Source organism: Pseudonocardia sp. ICBG1142 (assembly GCF_020496255.1).
Classification (GTDB): domain Bacteria; phylum Actinomycetota; class Actinomycetes; order Mycobacteriales; family Pseudonocardiaceae; genus Pseudonocardia.
The window spans coordinates 60,323-81,937 of sequence record NZ_JAHLJC010000030.1; the positions used below are offsets into that span (position 1 = coordinate 60,323).

The 21,615-nt window shown below is 69.7% G+C and carries 23 protein-coding genes; 13 read left to right on the forward strand and 10 right to left on the reverse strand.

All coding sequences use genetic code 11. The annotated features are described in order from the left end of the window. Positions 1-19: 19 nt before the first annotated feature. From KPL59_RS14285 to KPL59_RS14295, 3 genes are all read left to right on the forward strand, one after another. Entirely contained in the window at positions 20-1,579 is a 1,560-nt protein-coding gene (locus tag KPL59_RS14285) for an alpha/beta hydrolase (protein WP_226361079.1), read from the forward strand. A 100-nt stretch (positions 1,580-1,679) separates the two neighbouring features. Continuing rightward, on the forward strand, positions 1,680-2,516 hold the full coding sequence (locus tag KPL59_RS14290) for a mycofactocin-coupled SDR family oxidoreductase (protein WP_226352887.1): 837 nt from the start codon (positions 1,680-1,682) through the stop codon (positions 2,514-2,516). An 86-nt stretch (positions 2,517-2,602) separates the two neighbouring features. Continuing rightward, entirely contained in the window at positions 2,603-3,214 is a 612-nt protein-coding gene (locus KPL59_RS14295) for a stage II sporulation protein M (RefSeq protein ID WP_226352888.1), read from the forward strand. Positions 3,215-3,297: 83 nt separating this feature from the next. On the opposite strand, the gene KPL59_RS14300 is transcribed toward KPL59_RS14295, so the two are convergent. After that, complete coding sequence (locus KPL59_RS14300; RefSeq protein ID WP_226361080.1) at positions 3,298-4,062, reverse strand: transposase; 765 nt, start codon at positions 4,060-4,062, stop codon at positions 3,298-3,300. Positions 4,063-4,406: 344 nt separating this feature from the next. Here KPL59_RS14300 and KPL59_RS14305 point away from each other — a divergent pair, with 344 nt between their 5' ends. The 3 genes from KPL59_RS14305 (at position 4,407) to KPL59_RS14315 (ending at position 6,792) form a co-directional block, all read left to right on the forward strand. After that, positions 4,407-5,024 carry a trans-aconitate 2-methyltransferase gene (locus KPL59_RS14305; protein WP_226361081.1) on the forward strand — a complete coding sequence of 206 codons (618 nt, stop codon included), beginning with the start codon at positions 4,407-4,409 and terminating at the stop codon, positions 5,022-5,024. 97 nt (positions 5,025-5,121) lie between these two features. After that, complete coding sequence (locus KPL59_RS14310; protein WP_226359944.1) at positions 5,122-5,886, forward strand: transposase; 765 nt, start codon at positions 5,122-5,124, stop codon at positions 5,884-5,886. A 90-nt stretch (positions 5,887-5,976) separates the two neighbouring features. Continuing rightward, on the forward strand, positions 5,977-6,792 hold the full coding sequence (locus KPL59_RS14315) for a class I SAM-dependent methyltransferase (protein ID WP_226352890.1): 816 nt from the start codon (positions 5,977-5,979) through the stop codon (positions 6,790-6,792). 20 nt (positions 6,793-6,812) lie between these two features. On the opposite strand, the gene KPL59_RS36545 is transcribed toward KPL59_RS14315, so the two are convergent. The 3 genes from KPL59_RS36545 to KPL59_RS14330 are packed head-to-tail and all read right to left on the reverse strand — an operon-like array spanning position 6,813 to position 10,220. Next, a complete protein-coding gene (locus KPL59_RS36545) occupies positions 6,813-8,138 on the reverse strand; it encodes an MFS transporter (protein ID WP_305080549.1) in 1,326 nt (441 codons plus the stop codon). A 55-nt stretch (positions 8,139-8,193) separates the two neighbouring features. After that, positions 8,194-9,039, reverse strand: a complete 846-nt coding sequence (locus KPL59_RS14325) for a YmdB family metallophosphoesterase (protein WP_226361082.1) — start codon at positions 9,037-9,039, stop codon at positions 8,194-8,196. Continuing rightward, entirely contained in the window at positions 9,036-10,220 is a 1,185-nt protein-coding gene (locus KPL59_RS14330) for a cobalamin-independent methionine synthase II family protein (RefSeq protein ID WP_226361083.1), read from the reverse strand. Before KPL59_RS14330 ends, KPL59_RS14325 begins: the two co-directional genes overlap by 4 nt. Positions 10,221-10,347: 127 nt before the next feature. Here KPL59_RS14330 and KPL59_RS14335 point away from each other — a divergent pair, with 127 nt between their 5' ends. The 3 genes from KPL59_RS14335 to KPL59_RS14345 all read left to right on the forward strand — a co-directional run bounded on the left by KPL59_RS14335 (position 10,348) and on the right by KPL59_RS14345 (position 13,294). Further along, positions 10,348-11,244 carry a MurR/RpiR family transcriptional regulator gene (locus tag KPL59_RS14335; protein ID WP_226361084.1) on the forward strand — a complete coding sequence of 299 codons (897 nt, stop codon included), beginning with the start codon at positions 10,348-10,350 and terminating at the stop codon, positions 11,242-11,244. Positions 11,245-11,526: 282 nt separating this feature from the next. Continuing rightward, positions 11,527-12,339, forward strand: coding sequence for a serine/threonine-protein kinase (locus tag KPL59_RS14340; protein ID WP_226361085.1), 813 nt, complete (start codon positions 11,527-11,529; stop codon positions 12,337-12,339). A gap of 190 nt (positions 12,340-12,529) precedes the next feature. Then, complete coding sequence (locus KPL59_RS14345; RefSeq protein ID WP_226361086.1) at positions 12,530-13,294, forward strand: transposase; 765 nt, start codon at positions 12,530-12,532, stop codon at positions 13,292-13,294. Positions 13,295-13,478: 184 nt separating this feature from the next. Here KPL59_RS14345 and KPL59_RS14350 read toward each other — a convergent pair whose 3' ends face one another. Further along, positions 13,479-14,243 carry a transposase gene (locus tag KPL59_RS14350; protein ID WP_226359944.1) on the reverse strand — a complete coding sequence of 255 codons (765 nt, stop codon included), beginning with the start codon at positions 14,241-14,243 and terminating at the stop codon, positions 13,479-13,481. A 236-nt stretch (positions 14,244-14,479) separates the two neighbouring features. Here KPL59_RS14350 and KPL59_RS14355 point away from each other — a divergent pair, with 236 nt between their 5' ends. Then, positions 14,480-14,836, forward strand: coding sequence for a hypothetical protein (locus KPL59_RS14355; RefSeq protein WP_226361087.1), 357 nt, complete (start codon positions 14,480-14,482; stop codon positions 14,834-14,836). Between the two features lie 122 nt (positions 14,837-14,958). Here the strand turns inward: KPL59_RS14355 and KPL59_RS14360 are convergent, their stop codons facing one another. Then, the gene (locus KPL59_RS14360; RefSeq protein ID WP_226352895.1) at positions 14,959-15,612 is read right to left on the reverse strand and encodes a hypothetical protein; all 654 of its coding nucleotides are present in this window, start codon (positions 15,610-15,612) and stop codon (positions 14,959-14,961) included. Continuing rightward, on the reverse strand, positions 15,609-16,619 hold the full coding sequence (locus KPL59_RS14365; RefSeq protein WP_226361088.1) for a CPBP family intramembrane glutamic endopeptidase: 1,011 nt from the start codon (positions 16,617-16,619) through the stop codon (positions 15,609-15,611). The genes KPL59_RS14360 and KPL59_RS14365 overlap by 4 nt, the downstream gene beginning before the upstream one ends. A 178-nt stretch (positions 16,620-16,797) precedes the next feature. Between KPL59_RS14365 and KPL59_RS14370 the strand changes: the two genes are divergently transcribed. Beyond that, positions 16,798-17,400 carry a TetR/AcrR family transcriptional regulator gene (locus KPL59_RS14370; RefSeq protein WP_226361089.1) on the forward strand — a complete coding sequence of 201 codons (603 nt, stop codon included), beginning with the start codon at positions 16,798-16,800 and terminating at the stop codon, positions 17,398-17,400. A 1-nt stretch (position 17,401) separates the two neighbouring features. Here the strand turns inward: KPL59_RS14370 and KPL59_RS14375 are convergent, their stop codons facing one another. Further along, entirely contained in the window at positions 17,402-17,749 is a 348-nt protein-coding gene (locus tag KPL59_RS14375) for a MerR family transcriptional regulator (RefSeq protein ID WP_226361090.1), read from the reverse strand. A gap of 64 nt (positions 17,750-17,813) precedes the next feature. Between KPL59_RS14375 and KPL59_RS14380 the strand changes: the two genes are divergently transcribed. Beyond that, complete coding sequence (locus KPL59_RS14380) at positions 17,814-18,611, forward strand: aminotransferase class IV (protein WP_226361091.1); 798 nt, start codon at positions 17,814-17,816, stop codon at positions 18,609-18,611. A gap of 67 nt (positions 18,612-18,678) precedes the next feature. Here KPL59_RS14380 and KPL59_RS14385 read toward each other — a convergent pair whose 3' ends face one another. Together KPL59_RS14385 and KPL59_RS14390 are read right to left on the reverse strand one after the other, a co-directional pair. Beyond that, a complete protein-coding gene (locus tag KPL59_RS14385) occupies positions 18,679-19,650 on the reverse strand; it encodes a hypothetical protein (RefSeq protein WP_226361092.1) in 972 nt (323 codons plus the stop codon). A gap of 29 nt (positions 19,651-19,679) precedes the next feature. Then, positions 19,680-20,696, reverse strand: coding sequence for a phosphotransferase family protein (locus KPL59_RS14390; RefSeq protein ID WP_226361093.1), 1,017 nt, complete (start codon positions 20,694-20,696; stop codon positions 19,680-19,682). 178 nt (positions 20,697-20,874) lie between these two features. Between KPL59_RS14390 and KPL59_RS14395 the strand changes: the two genes are divergently transcribed. Further along, positions 20,875-21,456: a TetR/AcrR family transcriptional regulator gene (locus tag KPL59_RS14395; RefSeq protein ID WP_226352902.1), complete on the forward strand. Its 582-nt coding sequence runs from the start codon at positions 20,875-20,877 to the stop codon at positions 21,454-21,456. The last annotated feature ends 159 nt before the right edge of the window (positions 21,457-21,615 follow it).

A 21,615-nucleotide genomic window follows, 5' to 3' on the forward strand; every position in this document is an offset into this window, starting at 1 on the left:
CTCGACCCGAGGAGACGGCATGTTCCGCTCGCACCTGCTCCGGCTCGCCCTGGGGGTCGTGTCGCTGACGGCGCTCGCCGCCTGCGGCGCCCCCGCCCCACCGGGAGCAGCCACCACGGCCGCGACCGCACCGGCGCCGGAGCTGGCCGCCTTCCACGACCAGCAGATCACCTGGCAGCCCTGCGACTCCTTCGCGACCTCGGCGGCCGACCGGGCCGTCTACGCGAACGACCGCTTCGACTGCGCGCGCGTCGAGGTCCCGCTGGACTACGCCGACCCCGACGGCCCGCGCGGACAGGTCGCCCTGCTCCGGGCGAAGGCACGCGGCGAGAAGATCGGATCACTGCTGGTCAACCCGGGCGGGCCGGGCGGGTCCGGGGCCAGCTTCGTCGCCTCCCTGGGCCCGGTCTGGGACAACACACCGGTCGGGGAGCGCTTCGACGTCGTCGGATTCGACCCGCGCGGGGTCGGCGCGTCGACACCGCGGGTGGACTGCTTCACCGACGCCGAGACCGACCGCGGCGTTCCGCCCGCGGCCTACCTCTTCGACGTCCCCGACGCCGAGAGGGCCCGGGACATCGCTGCCCGGTGCACCGAGGCCACCGGCGGGGTAGAGAAGCTGACCAGTGTCGGGAGCAGCAACGTCGTCCGGGACATGGACGTCCTGCGCGCCGCGCTGGGCGACGAGAAGCTCACCTACCTCGGCTACAGCTACGGCAGCGAGCTCGGTGCGATGTACGCCCAGGCGTTCCCGCAGAACCTGCGCGCGATGGTCATCGACGGGGCCGTCGACCCCGAGAAGTCCGAACCGCAGTTCCGGCTGACCCAGTTCGAGGCCTGGCAGAAGGCCTTCGACGACATCGCCGCCGCCTGCGCCACCGAGCCGGACTGCCCGCTGGGCACCGACCCGGCCCGCGCGACCGAGGTCTTCCAGGACCTCACCCGTCCCCTGCTCGACCGCCCCGCCCCCACCGCCGCCGGCCGCGGTCTCACCTACGCCGACATGACCCAGGCCGTGTACAGCTCGCTGTTCTCCCCCGCCCAACGACCGCAGATCCTCCAGGGGCTCCGTGAACTGGCCGCGGGCCGCGGCGACACGCTGCTCGCCCTGCGGGACTCCTCACTCGGGCGCGGCCCCGACGGCCACTACGGCGGGTCCACCCACATCGACGCCAACCTCGCCACCCGCTGCATGGACAACCCCCGCAGCCCCGCCGAGCAGACCGAGCTGCGGGACCAGGCCCGACGAGCCGCCCCGTTCCTCGACCCCGGCCGCCCCGGCGGACCGACCCACTACGAGTGCGAGGGGTGGCCCGAGCCGCCGAGCCGACCCACTCCGTGGCTCACCGATCCGGCCGGGGTGCCGCCCACGCTGGTCGTCTCGCTGACCGATGACCCGGGCACCCCCTACCAGGGCGGCGTCGCTCTGGCCCGCCGGCTGGGCAGCAGCCTGCTGACCGTCGATGCGGCGCAGCACGGCATCGCCCTCTTCGGCGGCAACGCCTGCGTCGATGCGGCCGTCACCGGCCACCTCGTCGACCTCGCGACCCCGCCGCAGGACACGCACTGCGGCAGCTGAGCACGGTGGCCGGGCCACCGTCGTCCGCGATCGCCCGCGGAGCGGGCCCGGGGACACCCGCACACACCCCCAGACCTCCCCATGAACGGAGACGACAGACATGCTCACAGGATCCGTGGCATTCGTGACCGGGATCGCGCGTGGACAGGGCCGCGCACACGCCCTCGCCCTCGCCGCGCACGGGGCCGACATCGTCGGCCTCGACCGCGCGGCGCCGGTCGAGACGATGGACTACCCGATGAGCGGGACGGCGGACCTCGACGACGTGCGTCGCGAGATCGAGGCACTCGGACGGCGAGTCATGGTGTCCGCGATCGACGTCCGCGATCGCGCAGGCGTGGAATCCCTGCTGGCCCGCGCGGTCTCGGAGTGGGGGCGTCTCGACATCGTGGTCGCGAACGCCGGCGTCTCCCCACCGGCGGGCGACGTCTCGTCCATCTCCCACGACCGGTGGGCGGACGTGATCGGGATCAACCTCACCGGGGTCTTCCACACGGTCGCCGCCGCCCTCCCCCACCTGAAGGCCGGAGGACGCGGTGGATCGGTGATCATCACCAGCTCCGCGGCCGCGTCGAAGAACGCTCCCGGCCTCTCCGACTACGTCGCGACGAAGGGCGCCGTCGTCGCGTTCGCCGCGTCCGTGGCCAACGAGGTCGCGTCCGACCGCATCCGGGTCAACGTGATCGCCCCGTCGATCGTGAACACCCCGATGGTCACCGAGAACACCGGACAGCTCCGGGTGTTCCGACCCGACCTGGCCGCCCCGTCCCTCGACGACTGCACGGACGTCTTCCGCGCCCTCATGCCCATGGGTGAACCCTGGGTCGAACCCGCCGATGTCGCCGACGCCGTCCTCTACCTTGCGAGCCCGGCCTCGCGCTGGATCAGCGGCGCCGTGCTCCCGGTGGACCAGGGCAGCGCGGTGCGCCGGTTCTAGCCCCTCATCGGCCTCCGCCGGACCGGGCACCGCACCGAGACGCGCCAGGGCTGCGATCGCACCACCCACCACCGTGAGAGGACGTCATGAACCTGATCCGCAGACCGATCGAGATCCTGCGCTCGGACCCGCGCGGACTGACGCTGCTCGTCGTGCTGATCTTCGGAGCACTGCTGCTCGGCATGGGAACCGGAATCCTGTTCCCCGGCCTCGAGCTGCCCACGCTGGTCGCCGGCGGGGTGTCCGACGAGCTCGTCAACACGATGATCACGAACCCCTGGCTCTTCGGGACCACGATCCTTCTGATCAACCTCTTCGTGGCCGCCGTCGGCGGCATCGTGATCCCCTCGCTGATCGTGCCGTTCCTCGGCATCCCCGTCATCACGCTGTACATGTTCAACGTCGGCGTCTCGATCGCACCGACCGATGCGACGACCGCGACCGTGCTCATCCCGCACTCGCTGACCCTCCTCATCGAGCTCCTCGGGTACGCCGTCGTCATGTTCGGGGCGTACCAGCTCGGTCGCGGGTGGATCCGTCCGAGCTATCTCGGAGTGGACACACGTCGTCGCGCGTACGTGATCGGCCTCCAGCGCCTCGCCTGGCTGGCGCTTCCGACGATCGTCGTTCTCGTGATCGGGGCCTACTACGAGGCGTTCTCGGTGGTGTACCTGCTCCCCAGGCTCCTGGTGGACTGACCGGCCCTCGGGGCGGATCCGTGCGGGATCGACACGAATCGACGCACTTCGGAGCGACCACCCTGAGGCTTATTCAGGCTCCGTCAGGTAAGTGTGTAGAAGATGAGTCCGATGACTGCCGAGATTGTCGTTTTAAATGTGGCGTAGGGCCGCCGGTAGTCTGTGTGGAGAACTTTCCACGTTTTGATATGGGCGATGACTCGTTCGATGGTGGCGCGTGTGTGGTCGAGGCTCTTGTTGAATGTTTTTTGCCAGTTGAGAAGTTCCCGGCCGGGTGGTTTTTTGAACGGGGTGAGCATGCCGCGCCCGATGTATCCTTTATCGCCGATCGGGGGGTATGTGGCGAGGTGGTCGAGGGCGCCGGATTGGTCGAGGCAATATAGGTCGTGTCGGGAGCCTGGGGTCGGGTCGGAGATCCACGACAGCTGCCCTTCCAGGGTGGCTGCGACCTGGACGACGACGCCGGTGGTGCGATGCTTGCCCGACCACAGACCCGGCACCGCGGCCCATGACCAGCAGGGCAGCAAGGTTCCATCGATGATGTACTGCCGATCGGCACGAAGCTCCTCTGCCGTCGGAACGACACTCCGCAGCGCCTGTGCCAGCAACGGTGTCACCCCCGTGATCGCTCGACTAACCGTCGACTGCGACACCCCATAGGTTTCCGCCAACTCCCACTGCACACGATTCCCGCGCAGATACGCCAACGTGATCACCACCGACCAGAACAACCCCAGAACCGGCGGCCAAGACAAACGTGCCTCCGTCGCGTCCCGCTGATCCTGCTCATACACTATAGCGACAAGATCCTGAATTTCATCACGCCGGAAACCAGTGGTATAGTACATACTGCGGCAGCCCGTTCATCTCGGATTGATTCGGCAAACCAATCTTCGCGATGGACGGGCTGTCGCCCAACCCGACACGCCGGGCTAGATCGTTATTTCACGGGGCCTGAATAAGCCTCCCTGTGTAGCCGACCGCCTTATCGGCGATCGGCCGCATAAGCCATTCGGCACACATTCTTCCGGGCCTTCACCGTCGCTCCTGCCCACACGTTGCGTTAACCGGGCGACCACCTTGACGCAAGGTTGCCCGTGGGTGGACCGTTTTCAACTCCCACATTGCTCCACAACCTCTGTCGATTCGATCCACACAGCACGGATTCGATCATCGTGACGAAGGAGGAAGCTTGGACACGACCGATTTGCTACGGCGCCAGCAGGAGTACTACGACGGGCGGGCGGCGGACTGGCAGAGATGGATCACTCGCTACATGCGGCCGGTGGAGGAGGAGGTCGCGAAGCTGCTCGCCGAGCTGCCCCTGGACGGCCACGTCCTCGACATGGCATGCGGGACAGGTTATTGGACCGAGCAGCTCGCCGGCCGCGCTGCGTCGGTGACGGCACTGGACGGCTCGGAGGCGATGCTCGAACAGGTCAGCAGGGCAGGCCTGCCGAACGTGAGCGTCGTCCATGCCGACCTGTTCGCCTGGAATCCGCCGACGGAGTGGGATGCGGTGTTCTTCGCGCATTGGTTGGCGCACGTCCCCGACGATCGGTTCGACGGATTCTGGGGCACCGTGGATGCGGCGCTGGCGCCGGGCGGGCATGTGGTGATCGTCGATGTGGCCCCCGAGGAGCAGCGGATCGAGGAACACATTCACGAATGCGATTCTGTTCCGTTGACGCGGCGGCGGCTCCGCGACGGGCGTCAGTACGACGTGGTGAAGAAGTACTGGGAACCCGACGAGCTGATCGAACGGATCACGCCGCTCGGGTTCACCGGGAGGCTTATTCAGGCCCCGTGAAATAACGATCTAGCCCGGCGTGTCGGGTTGGGCGACAGCCCGTCCATCGCGAATATTGGTTTGCCGAATCAATCCGAGATGAACGGGCTGCCGCAGTATGTACTATACCACTGGTTTCCGGCGTGATGAAATTCAGGATCTTGTCGCTATAGTGTATGAGCAGGATCAGCGGGACGCGACGGAGGCACGTTTGTCTTGGCCGCCGGTTCTGGGGTTGTTCTGGTCGGTGGTGATCACGTTGGCGTATCTGCGCGGGAATCGTGTGCAGTGGGAGTTGGCGGAAACCTATGGGGTGTCGCAGTCGACGGTTAGTCGAGCGATCACGGGGGTGACACCGTTGCTGGCACAGGCGCTGCGGAGTGTCGTTCCGACGGCAGAGGAGCTTCGTGCCGATCGGCAGTACATCATCGATGGAACCTTGCTTCCCTGCTGGTCATGGGCCGCGGTGCCGGGTCTGTGGTCGGGCAAGCATCGCACCACCGGCGTCGTCGTCCAGGTCGCAGCCACCCTGGAAGGGCAGCTGTCGTGGATCTCCGACCCGACCCCAGGCTCCCGACACGACCTATATTGCCTCGACCAATCCGGCGCCCTCGACCACCTCGCCACATACCCCCCGATCGGCGATAAAGGATACATCGGGCGCGGCATGCTCACCCCGTTCAAAAAACCACCCGGCCGGGAACTTCTCGACTGGCAAAAAACATTCAACAAGAGCCTCAACCACACACGCGCCACCATCGAACGAGTCATCGCCCATATCAAAACGTGGAAAGTTCTCCACACAGACTACCGGCGGCCCTACGCCACATTTAAAACGACAATCTCGGCAGTCATCGGACTCATCTTCTACACACTTACCTGACGGAGCCTGAATAAGCCTCCGGGACCGGGACGAAGATTGGCGTGGGGGACGGTCTCGGGTTCGTGGTGTGGGACGTCTTCAGGAGCAGCGATGACCAGTCTTGAGATCTACAACCCGCGGATGACCTACAACACCGCCGCGGTCGACTACGACACGACCTCGGTGGACTTCTGGCGCTACGCCGCGGTCGAGACGGTGCAGCGGCTGAACCTCCCCCCGGGAGCGTCGGTGCTCGACGTGGCGTGCGGGCCGGGGCCGGCGGCGTTGGCCGCGGCGGAGGCGGTGGAGCCTCGGGGATCGGTCCTCGGGGTCGACATCACCGAGGAGATGATCGCCCTGGCTCGCGGGCACGCCGCCGAGGCGCAGGTGGCGCAGGCCGAGTTCGTCGTGGGGAGCATGGACGATCTCGATGTCGGCGTGGATCGGTTCGACGCGGCGACGTGCGTGTTCGGGATCTTCTTCGCGCGTGACGTGCGGGAGAGCATCGCCGGGATGGCCCGTGCGGTCCGGCCCGGAGGGCAGGTCGCGGTCACCTCGTTGGGCCCGAAGTTCTTCTCCCCGCTCTACGGGAGATTCATCGAGGCCGCGCTGGGCGAGCATCCCGGGCTCGACGTCGACGTGCCGTGGCACCGGACCGAGGACCCCGAGGTGATGCGCGCGCATCTGCAGGCTGCGGGCCTCGACCAGGTCGAGGTGGTCCACGAGGTCAGCTCGCTGCCTCTGCGGACGCCGCAGGACTGGTGGCGCATCGCGACCGGGACCGGGATCCGTCGGCTGATCATGGAGCTGGAGCCGTCGGCGGCGGAGCGGGTCCGTGAGCAGAACCTGGCCTGGATCGCCGAGCAGGGCATCGATCACGTCGAGCTCGGTGTCATCTACTGCCGCGGGGTGGTGCCGGCCGGCTGAGCGGCCGCGGCCGGGGCCGCTCACCGACCGGCCCCAGGAGTCGCTCTCACCTGTTCCCCGGTCTGCGGTGCTCGGGTGAGAGCGACGACCGCGGTGGCCGCAGTGGCCGCGACGAGGAGGGCGAGGAGCGCGACGACGCCGTGGCCGAGTCCGGTCGCGATCACGGCGGCCGCGACCAGTGGGGCGAAGCTGGAGATGGTGCTGCCGAGCTGGTAGGTGATCGAGACTGCGGAGAAGCGGACCTCGGCGGGGAAGCTGGTGGCCAGGAGTCCGGCGATCCCGGCGTAGACGGCGCCGTGGCCGAGGGTCATGGCCGGGACGAAGGTCGCGAGCGTGGCGGGCAGGGTTCCGCCCGGCGCCCAGGCCAGTCCGGGCAGCAGTGCGAGCGCGCCGGCGGCGAGTCCGCCGAGGATGACCGGGCGGTAGCCGATCCGGTCACACAGTGCTCCGAAGACCGGGGTCACGGCGCACTGGCCCGCCGCGGCGATCATCAGGGCGAGCAGGGCGGTGCTGCGGTGCTCCCCCGTCGGTCCGGAGGCGACGCTGAGCAGCCAGACGGTGAACAGGGTGACGATCGTGCCGTGGCCCAGTGCCGCGGCGATGCCCGCGGCTATCCGACCCGGATGGTCGCGCACGGCCGCCAGCAGCGGCCGGTCGAGGAGTCGGCGGGCCGAGCGTGCGCGGGTGAAGTCGGGTCCGTCGTCGAGCCGGAGCCGGATGAACAGCCCGACCCCGACCAACAGCACCGAGACCAGGAACGGGATCCGCCATCCCCAGGCGTAGAACTGCTCGTCGGGCAGGGTGGCGGCGGCGCTGAACGCCACGGTGCCCAGGAACAGACCCGCCGGGAACCCCAGCTGCGGCCAGCTGCCGAAGAACGCCCGGCGCCCGGGCGGGGCGTGTTCCACCGCGAGCAGGACCGCCCCACCCCACTCCCCACCCACGGCAAGGCCCTGCAGGATCCTCAGCGTGACCAGCAGTACCGGTGCCCAGATCCCGATCTGGTCGTAGGTGGGGAGCAGGCCGATCCCGACCGTGGCAGCCCCCATGACGATCACCGAGGCCACGAGCAGCCGGGTGCGCCCGACCCGGTCACCGAAGTGCCCGGCGACGAGCCCACCGACCGGGCGGGCGACGAACCCGGCGGCGTAGGTACCGAACGCCGCCATCGTCGAGACCGCGGCGGACCCGGCCGGCAGGAACAGCGGGCCCAGGACCAGGGCGGCCGCGGTGGAGTAGAGGTAGAAGTCGTACCACTCGATCGTCGATCCGACGGTCGAGGAGACCAGCACCCGCCGCCGCGTCCTGGACGGGTCCGGAAGGGACGGGGCGGGGGTACCGGTCATGCTCTCCTCCAGATCGTGGTCCCGCCCCGAGGCGCTCCGGCTCCGGCCTGCGGGCTCAGCTGATGCGGGTGATCGCCGTGGTCGCGCCGGTGGGGTCGATGTCGAGCACGACCGCTCCCAGGGCCAGGGGCCCCTCGGCGAGGGTGTACGCGGGCAGTGCCGTGTGGTCCTCACCGCGCAGCTTCGCGACGAAGTGCATCGGGTCGAATCCACCGCCGGTGTGTCCCAGACGTCCGGTCATGCCGAGTTCGGTGACGTAGCCGGTGCCGGCGGGCAGGATGTGGCCGCGCAGGGTCGGATCGTGGGTGTGGGTGCCGAGCACGCCGGCGACCTGGCCGTCGATGGCGGCGGCGAACGACGCCTTCTCCCACGGGGACTCGCCGTGCAGGTCGATCACCACCGCGCCGGGCAGGTCGTGGGAGGCCACGATGTCCTGCCAGGACGGCCACAGCGGACGCGGCATCGGGGCGGCCATGCCGGGCAGCTCCGCCGTCGGCGACAGCAGGTTGATCACCGTCAGCGTCGTGTCGCGACCGGTGAGGGTGAGCAGGCCCTGGCCGCGGTCCTCCTCGAGGTTGAGGGGCCGCACGACCTGGGGGTAGGCGAGGATCTTGTCCACGTCCGGCCCGTCCCAGGAGTGGTTCCCGCCGGTGATCGCGTCCACGCCGGCGTCGAGGAGCTCGTCGACGACCTCGACGGTCATGCCGAACCCGTCCATCGGGTTCGGCCCGGTGACCGCGCAGTTCTCGGCGTTCACCACGACCCAGTCCAGCCCGTGGTCCGCGCGCAGCTGCGGTACCCGCCCGGCCAGCCAGCGGGCCGCCTCCTCCCCCACGACGTCACCGACGCAGAGGACACGCTGCGCGCGTGCGGGCCGGCGGTGCCCGTCGGTGGCGCTCATGCGCCCACCCCCGCAGCGCGGACTCGGCCGCGCGACCGGAGGGCGTCGGTCGCCAGACGGGCTCCCTCGGTCAGGGAGGCGAGCTTGGCCCAGGCGATCCTCGGGTGGACGGGCAGGAACGAGGCGAAGGTGGAGAAGCCGCAGTCGGTGCCGGCGATGACCCGCTCGACCCCGACGGTGTCGGCATAGCGCACGATGCGCTCGGCGACCAGCTCCGGGTGCTCGACGTAGTTGGTGCACGTGTCGATCACGCCCGGCACCAGGATCTTGTCCTCGGGCAGCGTGAAGTCCTCGAACACCCGCCACTCGTGGGCGTGACGGGGGTTCGCCGCCTCCATCAGCACCCCACGGGGCCGGCCGGTCATCACGACGTCGACGATGTCAGCGAGATCGACGTCGCGGTGGTGCGGGGACTCGTAGTTGCCCCAGCACAGGTGCATCCGCATCCGGTCCGGGTCGATGCCCGCGGTGGCGGCGTTGAGAGCCTCGACATGCCCGGCGATGGCGCGGCGGAACTCCGCGATCGTGGCGTCGGCGTACTGGGCGTGGCGTCCCATCGCCAGGTCCGGGCAGTCGATCTGCAGCACGAACCCGGCGGCGACGATCGCCTCGTACTCGGTGCGCATCGCGTCGGCCAGGGCACCGAGGTAGGCCTCGTGCGAGCCGTAGTACTGGTCGGCCAGATAGATCGCGATGACCCCCGGAGACGCCGCGGTCACCACGACCTCGGCCGGCGCCGCGTCCCCGGCGGCGTCGACCGCGGCACGCAGCTCCTTCATCTCCTGCGCAAGGTCCTCGACCCCCGTGTAGCGCACCGGCCCCGTGCACGACGGCGTCGCGGTCACCAGCCCGTCGAGAGCCTGGGCGGTGATCTCCGGGTAGTCCTCGAGGTCGGCCAGCGACAGCGCGCCGGCCTCGCCGTCGAAGCCCGACATCCGCTCCTTCACGTACGTCGCGTAGCCGATCTTGCCCTGCTCACCGTCGCTGCCGACGTCGATCCCGGTCTCCCCCTGGCGCTGGAGCACCAGTCGGGTCGCCTCGCGCACCATCTGCGGGAGCCGGGTCAGCGCCTCCTCGTCCGCGACGCCGGTCTCGCGCGCCACCATCAGCTCGGCCAGTTCGGGCGGACGCGGCAGGCTGCCCGTGTGGGTGGTCAGAACACGGTCCGTGCGGCTCGTCATCACGCCCTCCGAAGCTAGGGACCGCGATGAAACTCCGTCCTCAGCGGAGGTGAACGATGGATGGAACTTCCCACCGGTTTCAGTGGAACCCGCGGAAGTCGGGCGACGGTCCGCATAGGGTCGAGTCATGGCCCGACCGGTTCCTCCCCCCGTCGCCCCGGACACCGACGCGCGTCCGGCACTCGCCCTGGTGGGCACGGTCACGGCCCGCATCCGCGCGCTGCGGCCGAGCCTGTCGCCGACCGGAGCCCGGATCGGTGACGCCGTGCTCGCCGCTCCGGCCGAGATCGTGGGGCTGACCGTGAGCGAGCTGGCCGACCGCACCGACACCTCCGTCGGGAGTGTCGTGCGGTTCTGCCAGGACAACCTCGGCCTGAAGGGCTTCCACGACCTGAAGCTCCGCCTGGCGGCCGAGACCGCATCGAGTGCCGACGCAGGCGTGCGGGCCCCCGGCACCCCGACCGACACGGTGCGCGCCGTCCTCGCCGCGGCGACCGCAGGGCTCGAGCAGCTGCCCGGCTCCCTCGACTACGCCGTGCTGGCCGAGATCGTCCGCCTGCTGCGCCGGGCCGAGCGGGTCCTCGTCGCCGGGGTGGGCACGTCCGCGCCGATCGCGGCCGATGCCGGATACCGGCTACGCATGCTCGGCGTGCGCACGGAAGTACTGACCGACCCGCACCAGCAGCACCTCGCCGCCCGCACACTGGGCCCCCGGGGATGCTGTCTCGCGATCAGCCACACCGGTCAGACCCAGGAGACCCTCACCGCGCTGCGCGCTGCCACCGAGAGCGGGGCCGTCACCATCGGGGTCACCAGCTACCTGCGTTCCCCGTTCACGGAGCTCTGCCGCCACGCGGTCGTCGCCGGTGCCCCCGAACGACACGGCCTGGAAGCGACGGCCAGCCGCCTCGTCCACCTCGCCGTCGTCGACATCCTCGTCGCGCTCCTCGCCGACGACGACCCCACCGCGGCCTCGACCGCCCAGCAGCTCTACACCGACGCCATCACCGCCCACCGCGTCTGACCCGAGCCGGTCCGGCCGGAGCGTTGGCCCGTCGAGCCCGCCTGCGGCCGAACCCGCCGTCGTTCGCCATGTCGACGTCCCGATCCATTCCGCCGAGCCGGGGAAAAGGACCGCCCCGCTCTCGAACCACCGAGCTGCAGCGAATGCGACACCACTCATGTGATCACCGTGACCGAGACCGGCACCGCGGCGCTGGAATCCGGGGCGCAGTTCTCCGCTCGCTAGCGTGAACTTCTGCCGAGGGTCTGGACACTGCGGGGCACGTCGCCTGCACAGTGTGCCATGGCAGTGACGGAGTCACCGGTCCCGGCGACCGATGTGGTCGCCGGGCGCTACATCCTCGCGACCCACATCGGTAGCGGGTCCACCGCGACGGTCTATCGAGCCTGGGACCCACCGGGGAATCGGGCCGTCGCGGTCAAACTGCTCCTCGACAGGTGCGACGTCACCGGGTTGAACCGGCAACGCCGCGAGCTGCGCGCCATGCAGCACCTGTCCCATCCGAGCCTCGTGCGGCTGCTGGACGGAGGCGTCGACACCGGCCGCCCCTACCTGGTCTCCGAGCTCGTCGAGGGCCGGACCCTGGCCGCGCGACTCGCCCAGGGCCCCCTCACCGTGCAGGAGACGGCACAGGTCGGGGTCGACATCGCGTCGGGGCTGGCGCACCTGCACGCCCGCGGCGTCGTACACCGCAACATCAAGCCCGCCAACATCTTCCTCTGCTCCCGCACCGGGCGGGCACGCCTGGCAGACTTCGGCAGCGCCCGCGTCATGGGCTACACCGCACTGACCCAGCTCAACACGCTCCTCGGCGCCGCGAGCTACCTCGCGCCCGAACAGGGCACCGGCGAGGCCGTCACACCCGCCGTCGACGTCTACGCCCTGGCCCTGGTCCTGCTCGAAGCCCACACCGGGCGTCGCGAGTACCCCGGCGACACCATGGAATCCGCCATGGACCGGCTCCACCGGCCACCACGCATTCCCGATACCCTGCCCGGCCACCTGCGACAGGCCCTGTTCGACGCGACCTACCAGCGGGCCGAGGAGCGCCTGATAGCCGCCGATATGGCAATACGGCTACAACACCGTCAGTAGCAGTTCTCGGCGAGATTTCACGCCACCGAGCACGCAGGCACCATTGCGTCTGCAATCAGCGTCCCAGCCGAGAGGCTTATTCAGGCCCCGTGAAATAACGATCTAGCCCGGCGTGTCGGGTTGGGCGACAGCCCGTCCATCGCGAATATTGGTTTGCCGAATCAATCCGAGATGAACGGGCTGCCGCAGTATGTACTATACCACTGGTTTCCGGCGTGATGAAATTCAGGATCTTGTCGCTATAGTGTATGAGCAGGATCAGCGGGACGCGACGGAGGCACGTTTGTCTTGGCCGCCGGTTCTGGGGTTGTTCTGGTCGGTGGTGATCACGTTGGCGTATCTGCGCGGGAATCGTGTGCAGTGGGAGTTGGCGGAAACCTATGGGGTGTCGCAGTCGACGGTTAGTCGAGCGATCGCGGGGGTGACACCGTTGCTGGCACAGGCGCTGCGGAGTGTCGTTCCGACGGCGGAGGAGCTTCGTGCCGATCGGCAGTACATCATCGATGGAACCTTGCTGCCCTGCTGGTCATGGGCCGCGGTGCCGGGTCTGTGGTCGGGCAAGCATCGCACCACCGGCGTCGTCGTCCAGGTCGCAGCCACCCTGGAAGGGCAGCTGTCGTGGATCTCCGACCCGACCCCAGGCTCCCGACACGACCTATATTGCCTCGACCAATCCGGCGCCCTCGACCACCTCGCCACATACCCCCCGATCGGCGATAAAGGATACATCGGGCGCGGCATGCTCACCCCGTTCAAAAAACCACCCGGCCGGGAACTTCTCGACTGGCAAAAAACATTCAACAAGAGCCTCAACCGCACACGCGCCACCATCGAACGAGTCATCGCCCATATCAAAACGTGGAAAGTTCTCCACACAGACTACCGGCGGCCCTACGCCACATTTAAAACGACAATCTCGGCAGTCATCGGACTCATCTTCTACACACTTACCTGACGGAGCCTGAATAAGCCTCCGAGTGTCCGCGGCCGCACAGCGTCACCGCCGCCGCGCATCGTCGCCGGTTTCGAATCGCGGTTCTTCCGCCGTTTTGGCGAGTATCCACACGCCCCGTAGTTCCGGCACACAATGGTGTGACAGGAATTGAGATGACCTTCCGTGGAGGCTTATTCAGGCTCCGTCAGGTAAGTGTGTAGAAGATGAGTCCGATGACTGCCGAGATTGTCGTTTTAAATGTGGCGTAGGGCCGCCGGTAGTCTGTGTGGAGAACTTTCCACGTTTTGATATGGGCGATGACTCGTTCGATGGTGGCGCGTGTGTGGTTGAGGCTCTTGTTGAATGTTTTTTGCCAGTCGAGAAGTTCCCGGCCGGGTGGTTTTTTGAACGGGGTGAGCATGCCGCGCCCGATGTATCCTTTATCGCCGATCGGGGGGTATGTGGCGAGGTGGTCGAGGGCGCCGGATTGGTCGAGGCAATATAGGTCGTGTCGGGAGCCTGGGGTCGGGTCGGAGATCCACGACAGCTGCCCTTCCAGGGTGGCTGCGACCTGGACGACGACGCCGGTGGTGCGATGCTTGCCCGACCACAGACCCGGCACCGCGGCCCATGACCAGCAGGGCAGCAAGGTTCCATCGATGATGTACTGCCGATCGGCACGAAGCTCCTCTGCCGTCGGAACGACACTCCGCAGCGCCTGTGCCAGCAACGGTGTCACCCCCGTGATCGCTCGACTAACCGTCGACTGCGACACCCCATAGGTTTCCGCCAACTCCCACTGCACACGATTCCCGCGCAGATACGCCAACGTGATCACCACCGACCAGAACAACCCCAGAACCGGCGGCCAAGACAAACGTGCCTCCGTCGCGTCCCGCTGATCCTGCTCATACACTATAGCGACAAGATCCTGAATTTCATCACGCCGGAAACCAGTGGTATAGTACATACTGCGGCAGCCCGTTCATCTCGGATTGATTCGGCAAACCAATATTCGCGATGGACGGGCTGTCGCCCAACCCGACACGCCGGGCTAGATCGTTATTTCACGGGGCCTGAATAAGCCTCGTGGTGCCGCATTCTCACTGGTAGCCGGTACGGGCTCCCACCCTTCCGAGTGCCGGCACGGACAGGTTGCGTCGACCTCACGACAGGCGGCGCGGCCCGAACCCACCAGGAGAACACGTGCTGAAGAAGGCTGGGCTCATCGTCGCCGCGTCCGCGGCGGGCCTGATGGCCATCTCCCCGATGGCGTTCGCTGCCGAGGGCCACCACCACGGCGACGGCATCGACAAGGACGCCAAGGGCCTGATCGCGGGCCTGAACGGCAACAACGCCGACGTCCCGATCCAGGTCTGCAACAACAACATCCCGGTCAACGTGCTGGGCGTGCAGGTCCCGGTCGAGGACCTCGGCGCGGCCAACGGCCTCACCGGCGCCCTGGGCATCCTGGGCGAGGCCAAGGCCAAGTCCGGCGACTCGGTCACCGACCAGTCCGACACCTGCGCGCAGGCCGGCGGCGCCGGCGACAGCGTCGACTGAGCCACGACGCAGCGGCCACCAGGCCGCGGCAGTGGCGACGGCCCTCGGGACTCCTCCTGTTCCCGAGGGCCGTCGTGTCGTTGTTCCGGCGGTGCGGGCCACGGCCCCGTCCACGTGAGCCCTCAGGTGCCGGCGCCGCTGTCGAGGAGCCAGTGGTAACGCATGCGCATCGCGCGTTCGACGGCGCCGACGGCCGCGCCGAGGCCGAGGGTGAGGTTGAGCCACAGCGGCAGCTGCACCGGGGACACGAAGGTGCCGACGGTCGCGGCGATCGGTGGGATCCGGGAGATCGGCTCCGCGATCTGCAGCAGGTTCAGACCGACGCCGATGAGCAGCATCAGGACGGACACGGCTCCGATGAGCGCGCTCGCGGCGGGGCGTTCCCGCGCGAAGCGCATGCGGCGCCCCTCGGCGGATCGGGGGTCGGGTACGAGGCGCTGCACGGTGCCGTCGTCGCCGACGAAGTGGCAGCGACGCATCCCCGCCTCGCTCCGTCGGACCTCGATGTGACCGCCCGCGACGGGAAAGCGCGCCGGGAGCGCGGACTCCAGCCGGAGACGGCCGTCGAGGTAGAGCCGCGCACGGACCACACCGTCGTGGGCGTCCCCGCCGTGCTTGACCTCGACGGTGTGCACGACCGGCCGGCCGTCGGCGGGCAGGGTGGTCGACAGCACCGAGCGTCGCACCATCTGCCACCAGCGGAACGGCTTCAGCGGTCTGCCGTCGCCCGGCTTCGCCCGCCTGGTCAGCCGGCGTTCGTTCCAACTCGGGCTCACCGCTGCTCCGTCCCGGTCGTGGCCGCCGACGGGGTTCCGGGCGGTTCGACCGCGCGGGAACCACGCGCCGGCCACCCGGTCACCGGCGTCCGCGCGGGTCCGTCCCTGCGGGTCGTCCACCAGACGACCGCCGTGATGACGGCCAGCATGGCGCTGGGGACCAGGTTCGCCCATGAGCCGACCGCCTCCGCCCGGCTCGCGAGCTCCGCCCCGACGTCGAGGGGCAAGGTCGTGCCGAGGACGAGGAAGGTCACGTTGTAGACCCCGTGCAGCACGACGGCGACCTCGAGCCCACCCGTCCGCCAGGTCACGATCGCCATCGTGGAGAACAGCACGAGGTAGGAGCCGAACAAGAACGGGTCGAGCGTTCCGTGCGCGAGCGAGAACAGGACGGTGGTCACGACGATGCCGAGGGCCGCACCGGAGCGGGCCCCGCCGGTCCAGCCCCCGAGCACCCGGAACATCAGCCCGCGGAACCCGTACTCCTCCCCCGCCGCACCGAGCGGGGTCAGCAGCATCCCGATGACGAAGTACCAGACCAGATCGGCGGTCGTCCACGGCGCGGAGTCCACCGAGGCCGGCATCCCGAGCGCGATCACGAGCAGCAGCGGCGGACCGAACACCAGCAGTGCGCGACCGAGGACCCCGAACCGGAACCGCCCCGCCACCGAGTGCAGCGACCGGGCCGGGACGCCGTAGAGGACGCGCTCGATCAGCATGCTGTACGGGACCAACAACGCCAGCGCCAGTGCACCGGCGGCCTGGCGCAGCGGGGTGGACGGTCCGGAGCGGTCGAACAGCGCCGCGTCGACGATCTCCGACAGGCTCCGGAACAGGACCGCGAACCCGACGAACCCGGCCACGAGCAGCCCGATCGCGACGAGCCCGCGCAGGACGCGTCGTCTCTCGCCCGCGTGGACGCGGTGGTACTCGACCCCGGCCGGCACACCGGGAGTCGGTGCGGGCCGGTCGTCCTGGAGCAGCCAGGGTCGGTCGGGGGTGGTCATCCGTCTACTCCTCGTCGTCCGGTACGCGATCGACACATCCGGCCGAGGGGCCAGGAGCTCCCGCTGGGAGCTCCTGCATCGCCGTCGTTCGCGACTATCACGCTGTACTAGTCGCGATCGCAGCTAGCACAGTGTGATAGACAGGCGTCGACGACCACCGGACGGAGCGAGGAGGCCGATGGCCCGGAGCACGCGGGACAAGATCCTCATCGCAGCGGCGACCATGCTCGGCGAGGACCCGACGGCCAGGTTGAGCGTGCGGGCGGTCGCCGACCGGGCCGGGGTCAGCACCGGGTCGCTGCGGCACTTCTTCCCGACCCAGCGCGAGCTGATCGACACCGTGGTCGCCGGGATCCACGACATCGACCTGCCCGAGGACCCGATGCAGGACACCACCCGGACGCCCGCCGAACGTCTGGTGGCCTGCCTGCAACTGATGGTGTCGCAGGTCGGGACGGGCGAACAGGCGCGAGCCCACTGGCGCGCCCAGCACGAGGCCTACATCGCGACCCCGCCGTCCGAGGACGCCACCCACACCTACCTGGCCCTCGAGCGGCTCGCCGTGCACCGCATGGAGAAGTGGCTGGCCGTCCTGCAGGAGGAGGGCCAGCTCGCCCCGGGCGGGCTCGAACACCATGCCCGCTTCCTCCTGACCGTGCTCTCCGGCCTGCTGACCGAACGCGCTCTGCCGGGCGACCGGACGCGCCTCCCGTTCGAGGCCGGCACGCTCGCGACCGCCGCCGCGGCGGTACTGCGGCCGACGGGCGGGTTCCGGGGATGAGCTATCCGACCATGTCGAGGACCGCGCGCAGCCGGTCGCGGGCCTCGGTCAGCGCCGCGACCTGAGCGTCGACCCGGGCGAGCTGCTCCCGCACCATCGGCTCGGCGCACCGCTCCAGCTGCGGTCCCGGCCCCTGCGCACAGGGCAGCAGGTCGTAGATCAGTCCGGTCGGCACTCCCGCGGCGAGAAGGGCTCTGATCGCATGGACGGTGTCGACCGCGTCGACGTCGTACCGGCGGTGCCCGTACCCGGAGTCGTCGCGACGAGGGCGCAGCAGTCCCTGCTCCTCGTAGTACCGCAGCGACCGGGGACTGGCTCCGGTCGCACGGGACAGCTCCCCGATCCGCACGTGATGCACCTCTCCGTCGCGCGGGTTGAACCTGACAAGGATGTCAGATTCTACGGTCGGGTCCATGGCAGCGAGACTCTGGCGGAACGGCCGGCCTTCCACCTCCGACGACGCGACGGACCTGGCGTTCGCGGGGTTCGCGCACTTCACCGCGATGCAGGTCCGCGACGGCGCAGTGCGCGGGCTCGACCTGCACCTGGCCCGCCTGCAGCGTGCCTCGCACGACCTGTTCGGCCGCGCGGTCGACGACGGGCTTCTCCGTGACCGGATGCGTCAGGCGGCCGCCGCCGGTCCCCGTTCCCTGTCGATGGTGGTGACGATCCGACCGGCCGAGGGCGAGTTCGTACCCGCCGACGACGACCGTCCGCTGGACGTGACCGTGCGGACCGATGCCCCCTCGAACGGACCGCACGGGCCGTTCCGGCTCGACGCCGTCGAGCACGAACGGTTCCTGCCGCACATCAAGCACGTCGGGGAGGGCGCGAAGACCCACCACCTGCGCCGGGCACGGCAGCGTGGGTTCGACGACGCCGTGTTCCTCGACCGGGCCGGCCGGATCAGCGAGGGCACCATCTGGAACCTGGCGTTCTCCGACGGCGACACCGTGATCTGGCCCCGGGCCGACCTGCTCGTCGGGACCACGATGCAGATCGTGCGCCGACAGCTCCACCTCGCCGACGTCCCGCAGGACGAGCGGGAGGTCCGCCCGTCGGAGCTCGGCGGTCTGTCCGCCGTCTTCATGAACTCCTGGACGCCCGCCGTGCCGATCACCGGGATCGGGCACCGGGAGCTCGCCCCTGACCCACGGTTCGTACGCCGGCTGCGGAACGCCTTCGACGCCGATGCCGCAGAGCCGCTGTGACCACGACTGCTGTGACCCTGACCACTGCGCACCGCACGTCCGGCGCCGCACCGCGGCAGGTGGCCGGTCAGACCGCCAGACCGACCGGCCTGCCCCCGACCATCTGGTCCAGGTACTCCGACATGCCCCCCAGGGTGCGGCCGTCCTCACCGGTCCAGGTCATCAGGCTCTCCACGAGCCGGGTCACCGCCGGGTCGCCGCCCTCGGTGGTGCGCCGGTTCCGCAGGGGCACGGTCGCCTCCGCGCGGCCGCGCAGGCGCCACTCCCGCCCGCCGGAGCGCAGGACCAGGCCGATACCGGTCTGCTCGTCCCGGCCGTCACGGTCGGTGACGATCTCCATTCCGTCGACCTCGTGCACCGTCCCGCCGTCCCAGACGAAGCCGCCGTGCACCGACGAACCGTTCGGGCTGCCGAACCACGCCCCCATGAACGCGAACCCGTCGGTGGTGCCGTGCAGCCAGCGGTAGAACCACGGCGCCTGCCAGGACCGCGGGCCCCACGAGTGGTCGCGCAGGCCGTGGCCGCCGACCGCGGTCTCGACCCCGTCGACCACGATCCGGCCCTGCGCCGACAGCGGCTGCTCGTAGTGGTTGGGGGCGAAGGAGCCCCCGTCGGTGTCGAAGCTGTGGTCGAACACGGGGGCGATGCCGTGCACCGCCAGCTCGACGACGGCCTCGACCGTCGGGCTGCCGCCCAGCGCCGTGCGCGGGTCGTCCATCGCCGCCGGATCGGCGACGAGCGTGAGCGGCCCGGCGTAGGAGACGTCCAGGTGACGCAAGGGCTCGCGGACACGGAAGGCCATCCCGGCGCTGTCGAACGCCTCGTTCGACGTCACCTCGGGGCGGGCGTAGGAGAAGCCGAGGCGGCCGTCGGGGAGGAACAGGCAGACGGTGACCTCGCCCCGGCCCTCGTTGGGCCGGTTCGCGATCCGCAGGAAGCCGCCGAGGCGCGCCACCGGGTCGTTGAAGTGCACGTACATGGACTCGTTGAAGTGGGGCTCGGGCCCAACCGGGTGGGTGTAGTCGTCCTCGGGGCGCACGGTGTCCTCTCCGTTTCTCGGGTGTCGGTTCAGCGGCCCAGCAGGCGCAGTGCCCCGTCGAGCAGGTGCTCGACGGAGTCCTGCAGCGAACGCAGGTCGAGGGCCCCGTGCTCGCCCATGCTCCCGGAGCGTCGGCGGACGAGGACCCCCTGCAGCAGGGTCGCGGCCTTCCAGTGGGTGAAGGCGCAGTAGTGGTCGAGGTCGCCGACGTCCAGGCCGGTACGGGCCGCGTAGGCGTCGACGATCTCGGTGCGGGTGGCGAACCCGCCCGCACGGGTGGGACGGGGGATGACGATCGCGGGCTCCTGCGGGGAGCGCCAGTCGTCGAGCAGCCACGCCAGGTCGGCCAGGGGGTCGCCGAGGGTGCAGAGCTCCCAGTCGAGCACGGCGGTGATCCGGCCGTCCCGCACGAGCAGGTTGGACAGCCGGTAGTCGCCGTGGGTGATCACCGTGCGCTGCTGGCGAGGCACCGTGGCGGTGATGCGACGGCGGCACTCCTCCCACGCGGGCGTCGCCGCGGAGCCCTCCCCCCACGCCGCCCAGTTCCGGACGGTCCGGGCGGTCTGGCGTTCCAGGAAGCCCGTCGGACGGCCGAGTCCCTCCAGACCGACGGCGGCCGGGTCGAGCGCGTGCAGGCGGGCGAGCACCTCGACCGTCTCGACCGACAGCTGCCGTCGCCGGCGCGGGGTGCAGGCCGAGGCGTCGGACTCGTCGACCAGTGGGGCGCCCGGCGCCCGGTCCATGACGTAGAACGGGCCGTCGATCCCCCCGGCGTCGGTTCCCTCGGCGACCACCGTCGGCACCGGCACGCCCGACCCGACGAGGGCGCGCAGGACACGGGCCTCACGGTGCACGTCGTGCGATCCGGCCGGGGCGCCGGCGGGCGGGTGGCGCAGGACCCACTCCCGCCCGTCGGCGTCGGTGACCAGCGAGGTGATGTTGGACTGACCCGCGCCGACGCGGGCGAGCCGCAACGGCGGGGTGAGCCCGGGGACGCGGTCGCCGAGCCAGCCCGTGAACGCCGGCGGGGCCGGGGGCGCCGTCACGCCGCACCCTGGCGAGGACTGTCCGGCCGTGATCCGTCGGGACGGGGCATCACCGGGACTCCTCACCGCGACGTTGCGTGGGCCGGGGAACGGCCGGACGTTCGCAGATTAGAATCCGAATTAGAAATAAGCAACCCGGGCTCCGGTCCGCCGGCCCGGTCGGATCTACTCTGGATCGGTGACCGACCGACCGCGGGGACGCCCACGGGACCGCTCCAAGGACGTCGCGGTGCTGGAGGCGACGGTCCGGCTGCTGGCCGCCGAGGGCCTGGCCCGGATGACCATGGACCGGGTGGCCGCCGAGGCCGGGGTGTCGAAGGTGACCGTCTACACCCGGTGGCGCAGCCGCTCCGAGCTGCTCGCCGCAGCACTGCAGCATCTGCAGGTCGACCACGTGCCGCCGTCGACCGGTGTGCTGCGCGAGGATCTCGTGGCCCACCTCGACGCCATGCGGCGCCAGTACGACGACGTCGGCGGGATGGCCGTCGTCGGCAACTGCCTGGCCGACGAGCCCGTCTCCGGCGAGCTGCTCGCGACGATCCGGCGGAGCACGCTGCTGCCCCGCCGGGCGGGCATCGCCGCCGTGGTCCGGGCCGGGGTCGAACGCGGCGACCTCGACCCCACTGTCGACGTCGAACGGCTGGTCAGCACCCTGGTCGGGAACCTCTACGCGGACCACCTCGCCGGCCGCGACCTCGACGACACCTGGGCGGCCGACGTCGTCGACGCCGTCCTGCCGGGTTTCCTCCCCCGCTCCTGACGCGCCGCATCCGGACCGGGACACATCGCCTCCGGATCGCCGCGCCCCTTGACCCGGCACACCCGTCGCCGCACATTCATGAACGAGTGAGTTCAGAAACGTCGTCGACGGAGAGGGCGGACGCGTCGTGGAGTTCCTGCGCAACACCTGGTACCTGGT